Origin of the sequence: Spiroplasma citri (assembly GCF_001886855.1) — a bacterium.
Taxonomy (GTDB): Bacteria; Bacillota_I; Bacilli_A; order Mycoplasmatales; family Mycoplasmataceae; genus Spiroplasma; species Spiroplasma citri.
Map to the genome: position 1 here is coordinate 1,489,203 of NZ_CP013197.1, position 18,555 is coordinate 1,507,757.

The 18,555-nt window shown below is 25.3% G+C and carries 24 protein-coding genes; 7 read left to right on the forward strand and 17 right to left on the reverse strand.

Features of this window, described 5'->3' with window-relative positions:
• Positions 1-8: 8 nt before the first annotated feature.
• From SCITRI_RS08745 to SCITRI_RS10400, 10 genes are all read right to left on the reverse strand, one after another.
• Positions 9-245, reverse strand: a complete 237-nt coding sequence (locus tag SCITRI_RS08745) for a hypothetical protein (RefSeq protein ID WP_015967964.1) — start codon at positions 243-245, stop codon at positions 9-11.
• Positions 245-622 (reverse strand): hypothetical protein, encoded by a 378-nt coding sequence (locus SCITRI_RS08750; RefSeq protein WP_071937327.1) that lies wholly within the window; start codon positions 620-622, stop codon positions 245-247. The genes SCITRI_RS08745 and SCITRI_RS08750 overlap by 1 nt, the downstream gene beginning before the upstream one ends.
• Positions 615-1,628 (reverse strand): hypothetical protein, encoded by a 1,014-nt coding sequence (locus SCITRI_RS08755; RefSeq protein WP_071937974.1) that lies wholly within the window; start codon positions 1,626-1,628, stop codon positions 615-617. The genes SCITRI_RS08750 and SCITRI_RS08755 overlap by 8 nt, the downstream gene beginning before the upstream one ends.
• Entirely contained in the window at positions 1,628-1,831 is a 204-nt protein-coding gene (locus tag SCITRI_RS08760) for a DUF2649 domain-containing protein (RefSeq protein ID WP_071890543.1), read from the reverse strand. The genes SCITRI_RS08755 and SCITRI_RS08760 overlap by 1 nt, the downstream gene beginning before the upstream one ends.
• Before the next feature lie 152 nt (positions 1,832-1,983).
• A complete protein-coding gene (locus tag SCITRI_RS08765; RefSeq protein WP_071937346.1) occupies positions 1,984-2,433 on the reverse strand; it encodes a DUF3627 domain-containing protein in 450 nt (149 codons plus the stop codon).
• Entirely contained in the window at positions 2,417-2,776 is a 360-nt protein-coding gene (locus SCITRI_RS08770) for a hypothetical protein (RefSeq protein WP_071890535.1), read from the reverse strand. Before SCITRI_RS08770 ends, SCITRI_RS08765 begins: the two co-directional genes overlap by 17 nt.
• 265 nt (positions 2,777-3,041) lie before the next feature.
• Positions 3,042-3,281 carry a hypothetical protein gene (locus SCITRI_RS08775; RefSeq protein ID WP_015979231.1) on the reverse strand — a complete coding sequence of 80 codons (240 nt, stop codon included), beginning with the start codon at positions 3,279-3,281 and terminating at the stop codon, positions 3,042-3,044.
• Positions 3,282-3,704: 423 nt separating this feature from the next.
• Positions 3,705-3,956, reverse strand: coding sequence for a hypothetical protein (locus tag SCITRI_RS08780; RefSeq protein WP_015979230.1), 252 nt, complete (start codon positions 3,954-3,956; stop codon positions 3,705-3,707).
• Entirely contained in the window at positions 3,956-4,105 is a 150-nt protein-coding gene (locus SCITRI_RS08785; RefSeq protein ID WP_015979229.1) for a hypothetical protein, read from the reverse strand. Before SCITRI_RS08785 ends, SCITRI_RS08780 begins: the two co-directional genes overlap by 1 nt.
• Before the next feature lie 109 nt (positions 4,106-4,214).
• Positions 4,215-4,364 (reverse strand): hypothetical protein, encoded by a 150-nt coding sequence (locus tag SCITRI_RS10400; protein ID WP_155522075.1) that lies wholly within the window; start codon positions 4,362-4,364, stop codon positions 4,215-4,217.
• On the opposite strand from SCITRI_RS10400, the gene SCITRI_RS10405 reads away from it, so the two are divergent.
• The 5 genes from SCITRI_RS10405 (at position 4,351) to SCITRI_RS08805 (ending at position 8,448) form a co-directional block, all read left to right on the forward strand.
• On the forward strand, positions 4,351-4,620 hold the full coding sequence (locus tag SCITRI_RS10405) for a hypothetical protein (protein ID WP_157092889.1): 270 nt from the start codon (positions 4,351-4,353) through the stop codon (positions 4,618-4,620). The two genes, SCITRI_RS10400 and SCITRI_RS10405, sit on opposite strands and share 14 nt — an antisense overlap.
• Positions 4,621-4,624: 4 nt before the next feature.
• Positions 4,625-6,268, forward strand: a complete 1,644-nt coding sequence (locus SCITRI_RS08790; RefSeq protein ID WP_071937975.1) for a VirD4-like conjugal transfer protein, CD1115 family — start codon at positions 4,625-4,627, stop codon at positions 6,266-6,268.
• A 14-nt stretch (positions 6,269-6,282) separates the two neighbouring features.
• A complete protein-coding gene (locus tag SCITRI_RS08795; RefSeq protein ID WP_071937976.1) occupies positions 6,283-6,702 on the forward strand; it encodes a hypothetical protein in 420 nt (139 codons plus the stop codon).
• Between the two features lie 363 nt (positions 6,703-7,065).
• A complete protein-coding gene (locus SCITRI_RS08800) occupies positions 7,066-7,605 on the forward strand; it encodes a UPF0236 family transposase-like protein (protein WP_071937977.1) in 540 nt (179 codons plus the stop codon).
• Between the two features lie 18 nt (positions 7,606-7,623).
• A complete protein-coding gene (locus SCITRI_RS08805; protein WP_071937978.1) occupies positions 7,624-8,448 on the forward strand; it encodes an Mbov_0401 family ICE element transposase-like protein in 825 nt (274 codons plus the stop codon).
• Between the two features lie 190 nt (positions 8,449-8,638).
• On the opposite strand, the gene SCITRI_RS08810 is transcribed toward SCITRI_RS08805, so the two are convergent.
• The 7 genes from SCITRI_RS08810 to sufC all read right to left on the reverse strand — a co-directional run bounded on the left by SCITRI_RS08810 (position 8,639) and on the right by sufC (position 14,353).
• The gene (locus SCITRI_RS08810; protein WP_237237951.1) at positions 8,639-8,899 is read right to left on the reverse strand and encodes a hypothetical protein; all 261 of its coding nucleotides are present in this window, start codon (positions 8,897-8,899) and stop codon (positions 8,639-8,641) included.
• Positions 8,900-9,032: 133 nt separating this feature from the next.
• Positions 9,033-9,584 (reverse strand): 5-formyltetrahydrofolate cyclo-ligase, encoded by a 552-nt coding sequence (locus tag SCITRI_RS08815; RefSeq protein WP_071937979.1) that lies wholly within the window; start codon positions 9,582-9,584, stop codon positions 9,033-9,035.
• Entirely contained in the window at positions 9,584-10,996 is a 1,413-nt protein-coding gene (sufB, locus tag SCITRI_RS08820) for a Fe-S cluster assembly protein SufB (RefSeq protein WP_071938070.1), read from the reverse strand. The genes SCITRI_RS08815 and sufB overlap by 1 nt, the downstream gene beginning before the upstream one ends.
• A gap of 23 nt (positions 10,997-11,019) precedes the next feature.
• Complete coding sequence (gene sufU / locus SCITRI_RS08825) at positions 11,020-11,472, reverse strand: Fe-S cluster assembly sulfur transfer protein SufU (protein ID WP_071937980.1); 453 nt, start codon at positions 11,470-11,472, stop codon at positions 11,020-11,022.
• Positions 11,473-12,702: an aminotransferase class V-fold PLP-dependent enzyme gene (locus tag SCITRI_RS08830; RefSeq protein WP_071937981.1), complete on the reverse strand. Its 1,230-nt coding sequence runs from the start codon at positions 12,700-12,702 to the stop codon at positions 11,473-11,475.
• A gap of 2 nt (positions 12,703-12,704) precedes the next feature.
• Positions 12,705-13,535, reverse strand: a complete 831-nt coding sequence (locus SCITRI_RS08835; RefSeq protein ID WP_071937982.1) for a SufB/SufD family protein — start codon at positions 13,533-13,535, stop codon at positions 12,705-12,707.
• Between the two features lie 2 nt (positions 13,536-13,537).
• The gene (gene sufC, locus SCITRI_RS08840) at positions 13,538-14,353 is read right to left on the reverse strand and encodes a Fe-S cluster assembly ATPase SufC (RefSeq protein WP_071937983.1); all 816 of its coding nucleotides are present in this window, start codon (positions 14,351-14,353) and stop codon (positions 13,538-13,540) included.
• 186 nt (positions 14,354-14,539) lie between these two features.
• On the opposite strand from sufC, the gene SCITRI_RS08845 reads away from it, so the two are divergent.
• Together SCITRI_RS08845 and SCITRI_RS08850 are read left to right on the forward strand one after the other, a co-directional pair.
• Positions 14,540-16,789 (forward strand): hypothetical protein, encoded by a 2,250-nt coding sequence (locus SCITRI_RS08845; protein ID WP_071937984.1) that lies wholly within the window; start codon positions 14,540-14,542, stop codon positions 16,787-16,789.
• Entirely contained in the window at positions 16,789-18,489 is a 1,701-nt protein-coding gene (locus tag SCITRI_RS08850) for a lipoprotein (protein ID WP_071937985.1), read from the forward strand. Before SCITRI_RS08845 ends, SCITRI_RS08850 begins: the two co-directional genes overlap by 1 nt.
• Positions 18,490-18,555: the final 66 nt, after the last annotated feature.

Here is an 18,555-nt window from a genome sequence, read left to right on the forward strand (position 1 = left end):
CTCAACTCCTAACTATACAATGTTTTTGAAACAATAAACCCAACAATATATAAACTCGATATTGTTAACATTAACGGATGACTAAACAAAACTGCCATTCTACCAAATAATCAAATCAACCAAGTATCAGAATTATATAAATCCATAATAATATTTTTTGCTGATGTAAATTGATTAATAATAACAGTAATAAAACCAGTTCCAAATATCGCAATCGCCGCCACCAATAAAACTAATTTAATCATTACTTAACACCTCTTTTAAATTTTGCTTGTTGTCTAACATTTTGACGCTTAATTTCTCGTTTAACTTGCTGCTTATTACTATTTTGATAAACATTTTTACCAACATTAATACCTTTTCGTACAGTTGACGAATATACTTGCGAAACACCATTATTAACTGTCGAACCTAAATTATTATATTGTGTTGATGTCCCGTGAATTGCATAAATCGATAACTTAATAACCATAAAAAAGATTAAAAAATAAGCAATTGACGTATTTGTCATCGGTAATTTTGTATTTCAAATTACATCAAAAATAAACAAAAATATATCAAAAACAAAACTAAAAATCTTGTCTCAATTACTATTATTATTTTCAACTAATAAATTAATCATCTTTACTATTTCCTTTCTCTTTTTTAGGTTTTAAATTCTTTTTCAAAATATCAATATCAAATAACTCCAATCGTTCTTTAACGCTTAATTTTGTGATTTCCGATCAATAATAAAATTTTTCATTAACAATTTCGTCATTCTTTAAATCACGTACAAACTTTAACCATTCACTATCATACTTATTAGCAAATTCAAGGGGAATTATTATTTTAAAAAACCGAATTCCTAACCCAACATCCGACTTATGTTTTGCTCTTTTACCTTCTACTGTTCGTTCTACTGATTTTGTTTTTCAAATTTCATAATCCGTTATATCTTGGAAAATCCCAATTCGCATAATAAAGAAACGATTAAAAAAATTAAATCCTTTTTTAGCAACGGGTTTTTTCAATGAAATTGGAATAATAATTCCACTTGCTAACTGGCGAATATTATTTCAAATCATACCCTCACGCTGAGCAGTAAACAACGCACGATGTCCAAAATGTCTCGCTAAAACAATTCACGGTATTTTACCACTATGAACTTTTTTCTCATCGTGAGGACTAGTTCCGTCAATATATAAATAACTTTCATCAAATAAAATAACACTATCATCTAGGGGAACGGGTTTTGTTCTATCAGTAAAATCTAAATTTTTAAATGTTAAAACTTTAACTTTATCATCTTCTAAGGGATAATTACTATAAATTTCATCTGTCAATAATTTCATAGTTTGCGATAAATAAGTTAAAAGTAATGTTTTACCAGTTCCTAACTTACCAATAATTACCGATAACGGATTATCTCAAACAAAATTTACTAACCCAAAAGAATTTAACTGATAAAAAATATTTTTTCACAATCATCACACAAAATATACACATTGCAAAGCAAATAATATTCAAAATACTAAACCAACACAATACAAAGAAAATAACCAAAGTAATAAATCAATTAAACTAAACAAAAGCATTGAACCACTAATATAACAATAGTTTTTAAAGAAAAATATAAATTTTTTCATTATTTAAAATACCCAACTATCTTAAAAACCATTCACAAGAAAAACCAAGTTAAAAACAAAATCACAACTCAAACACCAACCATCAAGGTTAAATATTCATTTTGCGTTAAATTCCACATTGTAATACTTTCAACATTCGTTTTATCGATAAACAAAAATATATGAATAAAAAACTCTTTTAATTTAATTCAATCATTTTGCATTTTTAAAAACTCCATATTTTTTGAATAAGTTTAAAAAACATTCCAAAAAATAAAACAACAAATAACACAAAAGATATAACATATAAAAACTCAGGGGCATTTGCACCAATAATATAACTAACAAATTGAACTCAATAATCATATAAACTCATTTAATTTAAGTCTTTCAAATCATTAATTAATTCTTGTTCTTTTTCAACACTTCAATTTGTTAAATTATTATTGTTATTATTTGCTTTTACTTTTTTAGGTTCACTTGAAAATAACGCTTTTTTCATTTTAGTAAAATAATTTTGTTTATATTGATTATATAAATTGATTAATTCTGTTCCAGTTAAATATTTTCAAATATTTCGCTTTAAATTTTCATCATATTTTACAATAGGGTAAGAATTATCATAAATCAAACCGATTGCTATTTGTTCCAAATGTTTTTCACTCGGATAAATAAACTTATTACTCAATCAAAAACCAATATGACGATTATGATTAGGTAAATTAATAAAACTTGCTTTTTCTGTTGTAAAAGGGATAAATTCCTTACTAATAAAATAATTTTCTACATTATGATTTTTCTTAACAAAATTACTCAATTTTATCATCTCCTCGTCTTACTGGTCTTAACATTGTGCCTTTTCCTAATCCTCCAATTATATTTTCTAATGGTAACATTCTTTTCTTTAACAACATAACTTTATATTCTTTAATTTCGCATATATGACATTGAATTATAAAAAATAAAAGAATAAATATTAAAAATAAAAATAAAGAAAAAAGTAAAATACCAACAATTATTTCTCTATTTGAAAACAAAACAAGACCTACAATAATTTCAATAAGAACAATGAAAAATTGAAAATAAACAAAACCAAAAACAAAATTCCTAATAATAAAATCTCTCTTTAATTTTTTACATTCCTTAGTTGTTTTAAATTTTATATCCATAAGATAATCTCCTAACTAAATATTTGTTTAATAAACAATGTTATAAATAATGTTTATATAATGTTTTTTAATTGTAATAAACACTGATTATTAACAATGTTATACATAATGCTAATATATTGTTTATTTAATGTTTAATAAACAATGTTAATAAACAATGTTAAATATAAAAATAATAAAAATTGGCACACTGAAAAATACTATTTAATTTTTAACAATAGTTATTAAAATATAAAATCATAAGTTTATAATTAAGTTGATATTATTATGGTTTTCTCTCTGTATAAATTATTTTAAATAAAAAGAAGAAATAAAATATCGAAGAAATAATAAATTCATTTTTTACAAATGTAATACCATCTATTTTTTGATTATCATGAATGGTATTACCAATTAAAACAATTATTTCACTAATAATAATTTTAATAATAACTTTTAAATTTATTATTCAAATTTTTAATAAATTAACAAATTTATAAATATTTTTATACAGAGAGAAAACCATAATAATACCTTAAATATAATTAAATTGATATTTTTACACTATACACTGTTCACAAATTTTAAAAAAAAGTAGGTATATTTATAAAAAATATTATAAAAATTTATTTCCCAAATCTATTACTAGTATGACCCTTAATAGAAATATTCTTATTTTTATTAAATCCTACTAAAAAAATATTTTTCATAACAGACTCAATATTATGAATAATAAACAATATAGATTTATCAACTATAGAAAATATAGTTAAATTTATATGTATAATAGAGATTTTTATTATCCCAATATTAACGATAGTAATAAAGTTTATTAAAAAATAAATTTGTAAACAGTGTATAGTGTAAAAATAAACAATAAAATTATTTATTTAATTCACATAAAAGCTAGTGTGCCTTAACTAAGATATATGATCGATTATAATAAATATTAAAATCCTTTAACCATAACACGGAAAAAGTTTAAGATTTTAATAATACAAAATATAGCAAATGGAATTAATATAATTCACGCTTCACCTAAGAAAACCATTATCTCAGGTAAAATATTTGTTATACCTTCTTTAACTTTTCATAATGCACTAGATAAACCAGTTCAAATACCAGTCATACCCTCAGACATAGTTTTAGGTGTAGATGCTGTTAAAAAATTAAACGCTGTTGTTAAATACATACCTAACATTATTTATTACTCTCCTTTCTTTCAATTTCTTTTTTATCTTTTTTCTTTCCTCGAATTTGACGAATTTTTTGGTAAATTAATAAACCAAAATAAAGAAAAATTGCTAATACAATAACAACACTAAATATTGTCGTTAATCAAGTTGGCATAATATATCTCCTTTCAAAATTTTTAAATATCGCGTCACGCTCCGCGTGTTCGCTACGCTCAAAATAAACTATATTGAATAAATTACCGCTAATAAATTACGCGGATAATTTATTCATTTTCTTTTACATTATTAATTACTATCTTATTTACAGTATTAATAACAATATCTTTTCCATACTTAATTACTAAGGACCGCAAAATAAAATAATGTTTCTTTTCAATAAAAAATCAACTCCTTTCAGAATTGATTTGTTGCACTTCGATTACAGGATGCAAATATTTAAAATATGAAAATAATTTTACAGATTATGAAATAAACCAATTAACTAAATATTTAGATTTAGCAGAAAAAATAAAATACTACAAAATTATCACCACAATTCCTAGTGCAAAAGAATCAGATTTTAAAAATAAGAGTTTAATTGAACAAGAATTTAATGAAATGGTTTTTAAAATTAATCCTATTATGCAAAAAGGTTATGATTTAGTGAGTAGTATAGAAAGAGAGTTATAAAAATATGTGAAATAAAATTAAAAAGAAAAAAATAAGTTTATTAATTGGTGCATGTTTTGTTCCAATCATTTTTATTTTTTGTTTAACATTATTTGGGATAGGTTATTCAATTTTTATTAATTGAAAAGAAATGACAATATTTATAAATGAAATTAAGCAATTTAAAATATTATCCTGATGAAATTATATAATTAAAAATAAATACGGATTATTAATAACACTTGGGTTAAGCTTAGGTTTTTATTGCTGGTTTTTTTATTTTGTTTTATTTAGTAAAGTGAAAAGTAAAGAAACTGCAATTAAAACAACTGATAAAATAGATTTTGGGGATAGTAAATGATTAAGTATAAAAGAAATTGATGATATTAGTGATAAAGTTAATATCAAAGATAATTATAAAAATACTGGTTTTGTTTTTAACTGTAATAAAAACAAAAAAGATTTATTGTTTAACTTAAAAAATAATATTCATAGTGTTATTGTTGGTTCAACAGGAAGCGGAAAAACACAAGGAATAGTATTGCCAACAATTTATTTAAACGGAAAATCAACCACTAAACCAAATATGATTATAACCGACCCAAAGGGAGAATTATACAATTTAACCAGTGGATTTTTAGCAGAAAATGGTTATAAAATAAAAGTTATTGATTTTCGTAATTTAGAGAAAGGAAATACTTGAAATCCACTAAAACTAATTTACGACGACTTTATTAAAATGTTAATGATCAATAACAAAAAAGAAAAAATAAAGTGAAAAATAAAATATCAAGATAAAATTAGATCACTTAGTCGTATGTTAATTGACAAAAATATTGAAGATGAATTTTGAAATAATTCAGCAAGCATGATTATTCAAGGAATTATTTTGGCAATATTAGAAGATTATGAAGATAAAATAAACAAAAATAATTTAACAACAGAAATAGAAGAAATGTTAAAAAAAGAATTATTTTTCAACAAATTTAATATGGCGTCTGTTGCTGCCATTGCTAGTTTTAAAAAAGATCTAGTTGAATGACTTAATAATCGAAAAAATACCAGCATTGCCAAAATCACCGCAAGTCAAGTTTTGATTGATAGTAAAGAAAATTGGACACTAGATGCTATTTTAATGACTGTGGCAAAAAGTTTAGAAATATTTAACAATGATTTTATTCGTAATTTAACATCGCAAAATGATATTAATTACAATGATTTTATCGAATATCCAACAGTTTTATACATTATATTTAGTGACGAAAATGATAATTACTATAAATTAATAGCAATATTAATTAGTCAAATTTATCAATTTTTAACAAATAAAGCAAGTGAAACAATCGAACAAAAACTAGAAAAACCAGTATATTTTATTTTAGATGAATTTGCTAATTTAACAAAAATAAATAACATTGAAAAATGAGTTAGTATTTCGCGCAGCAGAAACATATTTTTTCAATTTATTTTACAAGATATTAACCAATTAAAATTAAATTATGGTGATACAATAGCAAAAATTATTTTAAATAACTGTGGGATGCATATTTTCTTACATACCAACGATTTAGAAACAATAAAATATTGTAGTGAATTATTTGGAAAAAAACAATCGAACAAATTAGTATTAATGAAAATAAAAGCAATATTAGTGTTTCAAAAAATTTAAAAAGTCACCCCCTAATGTTAACTAGTGAATTAGCAAATTTAAAACAAGGGCAAGGAATTGTTAAAATAGCACGCTATAATCCAATGAAAATAACTTTAAAACTATGAAAAGATTTAAAGTTAGTAGAAAAAACAAACACATTTAAATTAAAAGAAATTGAATATATCAATTTCAATCAAGAATATTTTTATGATATTAAAAATAACAAAAAAGAAATAAAAGAAAATTATATTAATGAATTTGCTAATTTAACAACAGAAGAAATTATAATAAATATTAATAATTTAAAAATGCAATTAAGAGAGTATGAAAATACAAATTACAAATCTTTTCAAAATAAAACAATGATAAATTTACTTTTACAAAAAATTAAAAACCTTGAAATAGAATTAATTAAAAGACAAGAAACCAATAATTATTTTGAAAAGGAATAATTATTTTTATAAATAGTAAGATTTCACAAAGTGGTCAAGCTGGAACACTTAAAAATTAAACGAAGTGGGAGGATATCTGTAAGGTTAATCAACTAATTAAATTAGTACTACATGGGGCAGAAGCGTAGTCGCAAGTGATTAATTAAACCACACCTAAGGGAAATTCTGACTAAATGAGAAAAAGTTAATAAAGTTATCTAACAAATAACTAGTGAAATTAAAAGAAAAAAAGAAAAAGGTTAAGAAGGTTAATTAATTTCTCTCTTTCTATAGATAAAAATAATGTAATAAAACTGCTGACAAATTATTTTAAGCAGTATAAAATTTTACTATCATTTAATGATTTAAAAGGAATACAGGTATATGTTAAATATTTTTAGTAGTATTAATTTTAGAGAAAAAGTAAATATTGATATTAATGAAACAGGAAAAAGATTAATATTAAAAGAATGATCAAAAATTGATCAAGAATTACGAAAACAAAATTGTAATGGTCAAAATGGCTATATTATGTGAGGTAAAAGACCTTTTACAGAAAAAACAGAGTATGGTGATATTACCTTTTTTAGAACATTATTTCGTTTTTTTAATAAAGATACTAATAAATATCAATTTGTTTTCTTATTTGATAAGAAAGTCGGAAGAAAAAAACGAAGTAGAATTAGTATTTTTATTAAAATAGCAATTTGAAAATTAATGGATAGTGCTAAAAGACAAAGAGATATTATGGATATGTTTCCTAATTTAAATATATCAAAGATGACAATTACAAACATTAATAAAGAGGTTGATTTTGCTAAATTATTTAAAGAACAATTAAAAACAAAAACTGAAAAAATAATTGTCCAAACACCATATTTGTATGCTGGCGTTGATGATTCTTTTAGTAATTTAACAAAATAGAAAAAAATAGAAAAAAATATGTTTAGAACAGCATATTTTCATACTGGGTATGATGAAATAAAAAGCACTAAAAGTAAAAATATTCTAAAAGATAAAAAAATTTTTATTGTTATGAAATCAGTAAAAAATAAATACTATCTTATTAAAAAATATAAAAAAGAATTTTTACATTTTTTAAATCAAAATTTTAATATTGAAAATTGTAAGTTAACGCTAGCCGGTGATGGAGCAAAATGAATCAAAAAATTTGCTAATGAAATTGGTGCAATTTTTATTTTAGATCAATTTCATTTAATGAAAGAATTAAAAACAATATTTCCTTATCGAAGAAAGAAATTTACTAAAAATTTAACTGATAATGAAAAAATAAGAAAACAAATTTATTGAGATATGAATAAATTATTTAAAAATGGTGATCCTGATGAAGCAATAAAATATTTAAAAAAATTAATTACAAGAAAAAATATCAAAGAATACCCATTCTTAAAAGATAAAAAAGATAAAATCAAAGATTTCATTAAATATATCAAAAATAATTCTGATGGTATTAAAGTTTATAAAGAAGATTGATATATGGGGTCTTGTACTGAACCACAAATTTCACATAATGTAAAATGATTAAAAGGATATGGTGCTAAATCATATAGTGAAAAAGTTTTTAAAAATATGATTGCAATGAAAATGGCAAAAGAAAACGGGGTTAATTTAATTGATTTTTTTCTTAATAAATTAAACAAAAAAAATGAAAAAAAATATAATTATTTTTTTAAAAATAATGCTAAGAATAAGCAACAATTTTTAATAAATAAAAATATTAGTCAACATGTACAAGGTTTTGTCTAAAATTTAAAGTAAAAATTATAATTTAAAATAAATTTATTAAATAATTTGTTAATTATTATTTTTTGTATTGTAAATTATTACTTTTATGTTATGATTAAGTTAATTAAAAAAGATAAATTTATCTTTTTCTTAGGAATTTTATTTTAATAGATAAATATTTATTAGAATAAGATATCACCAAACGTTTACTTTACTCCATCACTCCTTCACCATAACTAAAAAAAGCAATTAAAAATAATCAAATTGAACCAATTAAATTAGTAATTAAACTAATTATAATTAAAACGAAAATTAATTGATAAATTGAAGCTTTTAACAAATACAATTGCCGTGCAAAAGTAGTTTTTCGAAATTCATAAAAAGCAATTGCTAAGTCAAGAATACCGTTAAGAACCCCAGCTAATAAAATTGATCCTGGCAATGATAAATAACTAGAATTACTATTAAACATATTAGTAACACGAATGCTAATAAAATATAAAATAATTGGTAAAAATAATGTTACTAAATAAATATGTTATGATGTAAATCAATATTTGCTAACAACACGTAATAATAGTAAGTTCATCCTTGCTCCTTAATTTTTAAGCACTAATAATAATTTCTATTTTAACATCGTGTTCTTCAACCGGTAATGGGGTCGGCACTAATTGTTCAATAAATGCTAACCCAATAACAAGATGATGATAATTTTTTAAAAACCGATCATAATAACCTTTCCCATATCCTAACCGAAAATTATTTTGATCAAAAGCAACAATTGGAACAACAAGAACATCAATTTTTTCTGCATTAATTATTGGCAATGAATTTAATGGTTCATAAAGGTTAAAGCGTAAATTAAATTCTAAATCAGTTGTTAAATTGGTAATATGATAAAATTTTAAATTATTTCCATCCATTCGTGGCAATAAAATATTAACTTTTAGCGCGAATAATCGCTTAATAATAAGAAGAGTATTAACTTCATTTTTAATTGAATAATAAAGAGCAATCGTTTTACTATTTTGCACACCTGGATGTTGAAAAAAAGTATCAAAAATCTTAGTTTCTTTTTGCTGTCGTAACTCAGATGAAATCTTACTTCTTGCAAGTAATTTTTCTTGTCGAATTTCTTGTTTACCACGAGTTATCACTAACCAACACTACCTTCCATATCCATTTTAATTAACTGATTTAATTCAACGGCATATTCCATTGGTAATTCTCTTGTAAATGGTTCTAAAAATCCCATAATAATCATTTCCAAAGCTTCTTGTTCTGATAAGCCACGACTTTGTAAATAAAACAATTGTTCTTCAGAAACTTTACTTACTGTTGCTTCATGTTCAATTTGTGATTCATTATTATAAACTTTATTCTGGGGAATTGTATCAGAATGTGATTTTCCATCTAAAATTAGAGTATCACATTCAACCCTGGCTTTTGAATACTGTGCCTTTGGTCCAATATGAACTAATCCACGATAGTTTGCTGTCCCTCCGTTAAAAGTCATTGATTTAGAAATAATTTTAGAAGAAGTATTTTTTCCCAAATGAATCATTTTTGAACCAGCATCTTGAATAACATTTTCTTTTGCTACCGCAATTGAAATACATTGCCCTTTACTATTATTTCCTTTTAAAATAACACTTGGATACTTCATATTAATTTTTGAGCCAATATTGCCATCAATTCATTCCATTTGACCGTTTTCATCAACAATGCTACGCTTTGTTACTAAATTTAAAACATTATCACTCCAGTTTTGAACAGTTGTATAGCGCATTTTTGAATTTTTTCCCACAAAAATTTCAACAATAGCAGCATGCAAAGAATCACGAGCATAAATTGGTGCTGTACATCCTTCAATATAATGTAATTCTGCATCATCATCAACAATAATTAATGTACGTTCAAACTGGCCACTATTCTGATAATTAATCCGGAAATAAGCTTGCAATGGTTTTTCTAATTTAACTCCTTTTGGAATATAAATAAATGACCCGCCTGATCAAACAGCACCATTTAAAGCAGCATATTTATTATCTGTATTTGGTACTAATGTACCAAAATATTTTTTAAATAGCTCAGGATGCTCACGTAATGCCGTATCACAATCTAAAAAAATAATTCCTTTTTCTTCAACTTCTTTTAGCATACTACCATAAACTGGTTCACTATCATATTGAGCCTTAATTCCAGCTAAATATTCACGTTCTCCTTCTGGCAAACCTAACCGGTCAAAAGTTTTTTTAATTTTTTCAGGAACCTCATCTCATTTTGTTGCAATATGTTCTGTTGGTTTAATATAATAAATATATTCATCAAAATCCATAAACTCTAGATTTGGTCCTCAACTTGGGTTTTTTATTTTTAAAAAATTAAAATATGACTGTAGACGATATTCTCGCATTCAATCTGGTTCATTTTTATGATCTGAAATTTCATTAATAATTGTTTCATTAAGGCCTTTCCCAGTATTATAGTAGGAAATATCTCCATCATTAAAACCATATTTATAACTAGAAATTTCTTTAATTTCTTTTTCTTGCTTTAATTTTGGCATTAAAGAATCCCCCTCCTTTGGCATTAATTATCATTTGCTTTTAATAAATCTAATAATAATGTTTGAAAACCAGTAACACCAATTGTCGCACATTTAATTCGATTAGGTTGTTTTGCAATATTAATAAAAGCAATTAAATTATTTAACTTGTTTTCATCATATGGCTGGTCAAAAACCATCGCTAAATAATTTTCAATAATTGCTAAACCATCCTTAATTGCTTTTCCTTCCAGTTCTTGTGCCATAATATCACTTGATGCTGTTGAAATTGCACAACCAACGCCATCAAACCGAGCACTTATAATTTTATTTCTTTCAATCATTAATTCTAAATAAATATCATCAATACATGATTCAGAAGCTTGATGGATTGAATAAACTGTTGGTTTTTTTGTTAATCCTTTGTATTGTGGTTCTGAATAATGGTCCATAATAATTTGTCGTAAAAACATTGGATCATTTTTATTAAATTCCATTTAAACCAACCTTCCTAAAAAATCTTTTTCATTTGCAAGTGCCGACACCAACAAATCAATATCTTCATAACTATTGTAAATTGAAAAACTAACTCTAATTGTATTTTTCTCTGGAATAACAGTACCAATTAACCGGGCACAATGATCACCACTACGAACAGTAATATTATTCCGACTTCCTAAATGCATTGTAACATCCTGACAGAAAACATTTTTAATGTTAAAAACTAATGTTGGTCCTTTGCTATAAGCATTATAAATTATTGCTTTATCTTTTAATTTTTTATGAAACTGTTGAATTGCATATTGTTTTAACTGATGATTATATTTAATAATTTCTGTTAAAGTAAGACTATTAACAAAATCAATTGCTGCTCCAAAGCCAAAAATATCAGCAATATTAGCTGAACCTGCTTCCAGCCGGTCTGGTAATTTTTTTAAACTATAATCTAAACTATTACTATCAATTTGAGCATTCATACCGCCACCAACAATTAAAGGTTGTAATTGTAATAATAATTCTTCTTTTCCTCATAAAATCCCAATTCCAGTTGGGCCAAAAATTTTATGTGCTGAAAAAGTAATAAAATCAGCATTTCACTTTTGAACATCAGTTGGCATATGAATAACACCTTGTGCACAATCAATTACAACAATTATTGCTGGATTAATTTTTTTAATCATTGCAACAATTGACGTTGGATCATTTTCATATCCTAAAATATTTGGCACATTAGCAAAAGAAACAATCTTTGTTTTAGCAGTAATGACTGTCGCTAATTGTTTTAAATCAATTTGAAAATTTATTTCTGGTAAAAACTTAACAATTGCTTTTTTTTCTTGTGCCAATCGATATCACGGTAAAATATTTGCGCCATGTTCTTGTTTTGTAATTAGTATTTCATCACCTCTCGTAATCTTTGAACTTAAACCATATGCAATTTGGTTTAATCCATATGTTGCTCCGGGAACAAAAATAATCTCCAATTTTTTTTTGGCATTAATAAAATGCTGAAGTTTCTGGCGAACAAGTTCATATTGAACATTTGTTTTATATCCTAAATCACTATCAGTATTATGCGGATTAGTTCCATAGTTCGTATAGTAATCATTAATAGCATTAATAACAACTTGTGGTTTCAAAGTAGTAGCCGCACTATCAAAATAAATTTGCTCAGAATTATTTTTAAAAAAAGGAAATTGTTTTTTAATTTTTCTATAATCAATCATCGTTATTCTCCAATTTCTTTATCGATTTCATCAATAATATTTTTTTGTAATTCTTCATCCTCAATTGCATCAATTACATTTTTAAAATAACCCATACAAATTAATTTTCGAGCCTGAGTTATTGTCAAGCCTCTTGTTCGTAAATAAAAGATTTGCGCTGGGTCAAGCATCCCAACCGCATTAGCATGACTTGCTTTAATATCATTTTCATCAATTAACAAAATCGGATCAGAAATTGCTTTTGAAGTTTTATCAAAAACTAGTAATCGTAATTCTTGATGTGCTTCTGATTTACTCATTGTTTTTTCAATATGACTAGTACACTTAACAGTTTGTAATGAATTATCTTTTGCAATTGAGTAAGTTTTAATTTCGCTTTCCGTTGTTGGGGCTAAATGATGAGCATAAATAATTGCATTTTTATGATAATCATGCGTTGATAAACTTGCCAAATAATATTTAATAGCACTACGTTTACCCTGCAAATTGAAGGTAACATTTTCGCTAATACTACTATTAACAATATTTAAGTGATAAGTATTAACTTGCGCTTTTTCTAATAAGTTATAAAAAAGATTAGCTATTTGTTCACATTCACGATTTTTGTAAATATTAATAATATTAATTTGACTATTAGCCGGAATATTATAGTTAATTGTTACTTCTGAAGTTAAATTTAAAAAAAACAAAAAAGTTTTATTAACAAGATTAGTAGTAAAATTAATATTAATAACTTCACCAACTTTATTATTCGTAAAGGTTAATTCAGGTGTTGTTGCATCAATAGTAAAATTATTACCAATAAGTTCTCGTTCTTTCATTCAAACTTGCATTTTTACTTCCCTTTTTGTGCAGCGCACCCAATTCCCGCTAAAGGTTTGATACCACTTTGTTTATTTTCTACTGTTAAATCTAATTCTTGTAATAATCATTCGTATCCTTCTTCATTAATTTTTTTAACTAAATTATAATCTCCACTTTTAACAATTTTACCCTTAACAATAACATGAGCATGCGTTGGTTGCACTAAATTAAAAAAGCGATCATAATGTGACACAATAATTGCAGCAAAATTTTTATTTCGCATTTTATTTAATTCAGTACTAACAACATTTAAAGCATCAACATCTAAGCCTGAATCAATTTCATCAATTAAAGCTAAAGATGGTTTTAATAAATTTAATTGTAAAATCTCATTTTTTTTCTTTTCGCCCCCAGAAAAACCAGTATTTAAATAACGACGAATCATACTATCATCAATTTTTAAGTTCTTAATATTGCGATTAATATCCTGATATAATTCTGGTAATTTGATTGGCGAATCACGGTGAGCGTTAATAATTGCTTTTAAAAAATCTAAATTTAAAACCCCAGAAATTTCAACTGGTGATTGCATTGCAAAAAAAATTCCCATTTTACTTCGTTCATCAACTGTTTTGTCTAAAATGCTTTGACCATCAATTAAAATATCCCCACTTTCAACGGTATAGCTAGGATGTCCCATAATTGTTGATAATAAAGTTGATTTTCCATTTCCATTAGGTCCCATTAAAGCATGAATTTCATTAATATTAACAGTTAAATTTAAACCATTTAAAATAATGTCATTATCGGCAGAAACAAATAGATCTTTAATTTCAATTTTTTTCACTTTGACCCCTCCTTTGAAATATGTATTATACTAATTCAGAAGTAAAATTATCTTTATTTTTTAATAATAAAGTCTACTTTTATTGTACAATAAAAGTAGACTTTATTATATTTTTTTAATAGAATGTAGTTAGTATTTTTTATCAAAAAGTACAAAAATAAAAGTCAAAAGGAAGGATGAACTAAAATGAAAAAACTTTTATCATCACTGAGCAGTATGATATTAGTGGGTGCAACCGCATTTGGAACGGCGGCTTGTAGTACTAAAGAAAAAAATAATCAACATAAAGATGAAAATGGTGACAGCATCTGAGCATGAATTCCAGGAATTTTTGGTGGAAAAAAAATCACTTCTCCTGACATTTGAAGTGTCTTAGAAAATCCATTTGTAAATGCCGGAAATGGAAAATGAACAAATGATCCAACCCAATGAGATGGCGCAACAAGAATTAAGATGTCAGTTCAATTAATGCAAATTTTAAGCGTTGCAATTTTAGCGAACCCTGATAAATTTTTTGTAACAGATAAAACTACAATTGGTGATATTGCCGATTATAAAAATTTAAAAGACATTTTAAAAAAACAATGACAATTATTAGTCACAAACACAGATAATACTGTTGAGAAAAAGAAACAAAGTTTTAAAGATAGTGATAAAAAAAATTGAGAAAAAAAATATCATGATTTTTTAGATACAAACTATAAAGATATCAATGGTGCAAGTGGCAGCAAAAAATATGAAATTGAAGAACAAAATTATAAAGCTGCTATTATGACAACTGGTGCTGATGGTGGAATTAGTGCATCACAAATGTTAACTAATGTTTTATTAAATAATAATATGCGTGTGTATAGACAAAATAATACTGAAAGTGTAGTTAAGATTTTAGAAAATTTTGCTAGTTTCCTTAAAAACGGAAATAAAGCAGGAGATTGAAATATTAACAATCAAAATTTACGTACTCAATTAGCACTAGCTTTTAGTTGAGATCAAAACAATAAACAATTTATTGATAATTTATCAAGCTTAACAATTGAGGAAATTAATACTCGTATTACGACAATCGCAACAGATTTAAAAACTTTTAATTATGACATTAATAAATATATGAGTAATAATCACCCACCAGTTGCAACACCTATTTTTGAAAATCCATCTAAGACATCAGTTGGTACACCTCAATTAAGTGAAACATATGATGTTGGGCAACTATCATTATTTCAAAAATATATGATTGAAAAATGATTCCAAAATGAAAAACCTTTAGCAATTTCAACAATAACTTATGCCTTTAAATCAGGAGCAACACCAACTGATACTGGTTTCACAGCAGATACTTTTGATGAAACAACAAAGACACAAATTAAAAAAGATTTAGGAACTTTAGCCTCAGCTAAAAATTGAGAAGAATTTACTACTAACAGTGAAGGCACAGTTACTCCATCAACAGATTTATTAACTTTAAATACACAAGCTGATTCTGTTAAATCAAATATTTTAAAATCAAGTGTTTATAATAGCATTAATGCACCTGGTGAAGCTGCACCTACTGATATAAATGATGTCGTAAATAAAATTAGTCGTAAAAATCCAACCGATCCAATTAGTGCTAACTGAAAAATTGGTACTACTAATGATATTGTTATTAGTTTCTTTGATGCAAATGGTTTAAATTTAGTCCATATTGATGGCCACGAATATTTACAGGATGCTGACCCATCATCATACAATAGTTATGATACTAATTGACAATTTAAAAGTTTAAATTATTCAAGTAATTTTTATAGTTCATTGGAAGATAAATCAGAGATCATGACAGTTGACAAATCAAAACAAAACGTGAATACACAATTTAGTAATGCTCAATACTTATGATATTTAGTAAATCGTAGTTTAGTAAATAGTAGTAATAACAGTAAACTAAAATTTAATGTTTTAAATGAAGTTAAAAAATATGCTACATTAAGTTCAAGTTCTGGCTCAGCTGATGATAAAACATGATGATTCTGAATTTATGACTTTTTCAGTAATTTTAATAATAAAATCTTAACAAATGGTGCCGGACCTCAAGAATGATTAAAAAACTTTCTTACTTTTAAAGATTTAGAAGGACACGACACAAATCATGATTGATTTATTTCAATTATTAATGCAATGTCAACTAATTTAGCAGGAGGCGCTGTCCAACGTTTATACAGTAGTTTTGAAACAGAAAATAAAACAATTGAAAAGTATAAAATGGGAGGACCAGCGGCTAAAATTGACCCAAAAACTATTGTTGAAAAAATTAGTACCGCAAAAATATGGCATGAAGAAATTGGTCTAAATTACGCAAGATCAATTATTTCAATAAAAACTCCATTCTGAGTACATCAATTTCCTCCTGTAACAACAAATCCAACAAAATATTATTATAAATCAGGAGGTAAGTGATAATGAAAAAAATACTAAGTATTTTAGGGGCAATGTCTATTCTTTCTTCGACTGGCACAAGTATTTATGCCTGTACAAAAAAAGATTTTGAAAGATTTACTGATCCTGCTATTGTTGATGAAGTTAAACGTTGAATTATTGCTCAAATTAATTCAGAAAATGAATCAAATGTTGTCAAATATTCATTTAATGACATTTTCACTAAAGCAGCACTAAAAGAAATGACTACAAGATTATTGGATACTAATATTTCAAAGTTTTTCTATGCATCAGAAGAAGCAACAAGAGCACGATATACTGGAGTAACAATTGATGTTAACCAACCTGATTCATTATTAATAAAACAATTTATTAATTTTGTTGAGCAAGTTGCACTTGATAATTTAAGTACAAAATATTCTACTGGAATTTCTAATTCAACACCATTAGAAACAACAATTGCAGGACAAGGATATGCACCTGATTATCAATCAGAAGGTTGGTATGTTGGTGGTAGTCAATCATATTTCTGAAAAGGAACAGGTAAACCAAATTATATGCAATCAAGAAAAGAGCAAGGAGAAGCTAATTTCGAAATTAAAAGTAAAAGTGCTGGAGCTAATTATACGGACTTTAATGCAATGTCAGAAGATGATAAAAAAGCTGCATTAAAAACTCGCTTTAAAGATTATTATACGCATGTTGAAATACCAGCAGTGATTGATAAAATTATTACTGCAACATACTTACATCAAAATGAGATTAAGCGCTATGGTAGTGGCAATAATAGTTCAATTTATTTAAATCGAAATAGTGCACTATTTAATGCCCTTCAATCATGAGATACAATTAGTGGAGCACGATGAAAATCATATATTAAAATGGTTTGAGAATTAAAACTAGATAAGGAAGAATTAGACAAATTATTTGCGGATAAAGGACCATTAGCAAATGTTGAAAAATTAAATTCTGATTTAACTAATAATCAAGACATTTTAATGAAAATACTTAAAGAGATGTTTAATGCGAAAAAAGATAATATCTTTAATAATATGATTAAAGACGGAATTGACCCAATCTTTGGAATTAGTGGTTTTAAAGGATTTGTTGGAATTGATAAAAATAAAAACCCAAATGATATTTTTACAACTTTAAACAATGCTGATTCATATAAACAAAAAGTTATTGACACAGCAACACCAGGTATTATAAAATCAGGTGAAGGAACAGACCCTTCAAGTTATCAATTCTTAGACACCAATAAAAGATATGGGTCATTTGTCTTAACATTACCAATTTATGCCGTTGATTTAATGAAAAATATGAACATTAATTATAAAAATGATAATAAAAATAATAAAGAATTATCATTAACTTGATATGGGTCAGGAGGAACACCAACTGATTTAGATCAAGCCTGATTAGCACAACAAGGCGGAATTAAGCGTTCATTATCATGATTATATAATAAAAAAGGTTATTTAGGAACATACGATGAAAATGGTCAACCTCTTTATAATGACAATGGAACACCAGTTGATATTACAAAAAACATTAAAGGTCAAATCCTAAAATGAATTGAATATACTTTTGCAAAACAACAAAATTTACAAACAGCAGCAAAAACAAGATTATATTCTTTAGTCTTTGCTAATAATCCAGAAAATGTTTATTCACAAACTTTATATGATGCAATTGGATCATATATTATTAAAGAAGATTAAAAATCTTCTTTTTTTATCTTAAAAATGGTTTACTAATTAAACCATAGTAGTTATTTGTTATAATTA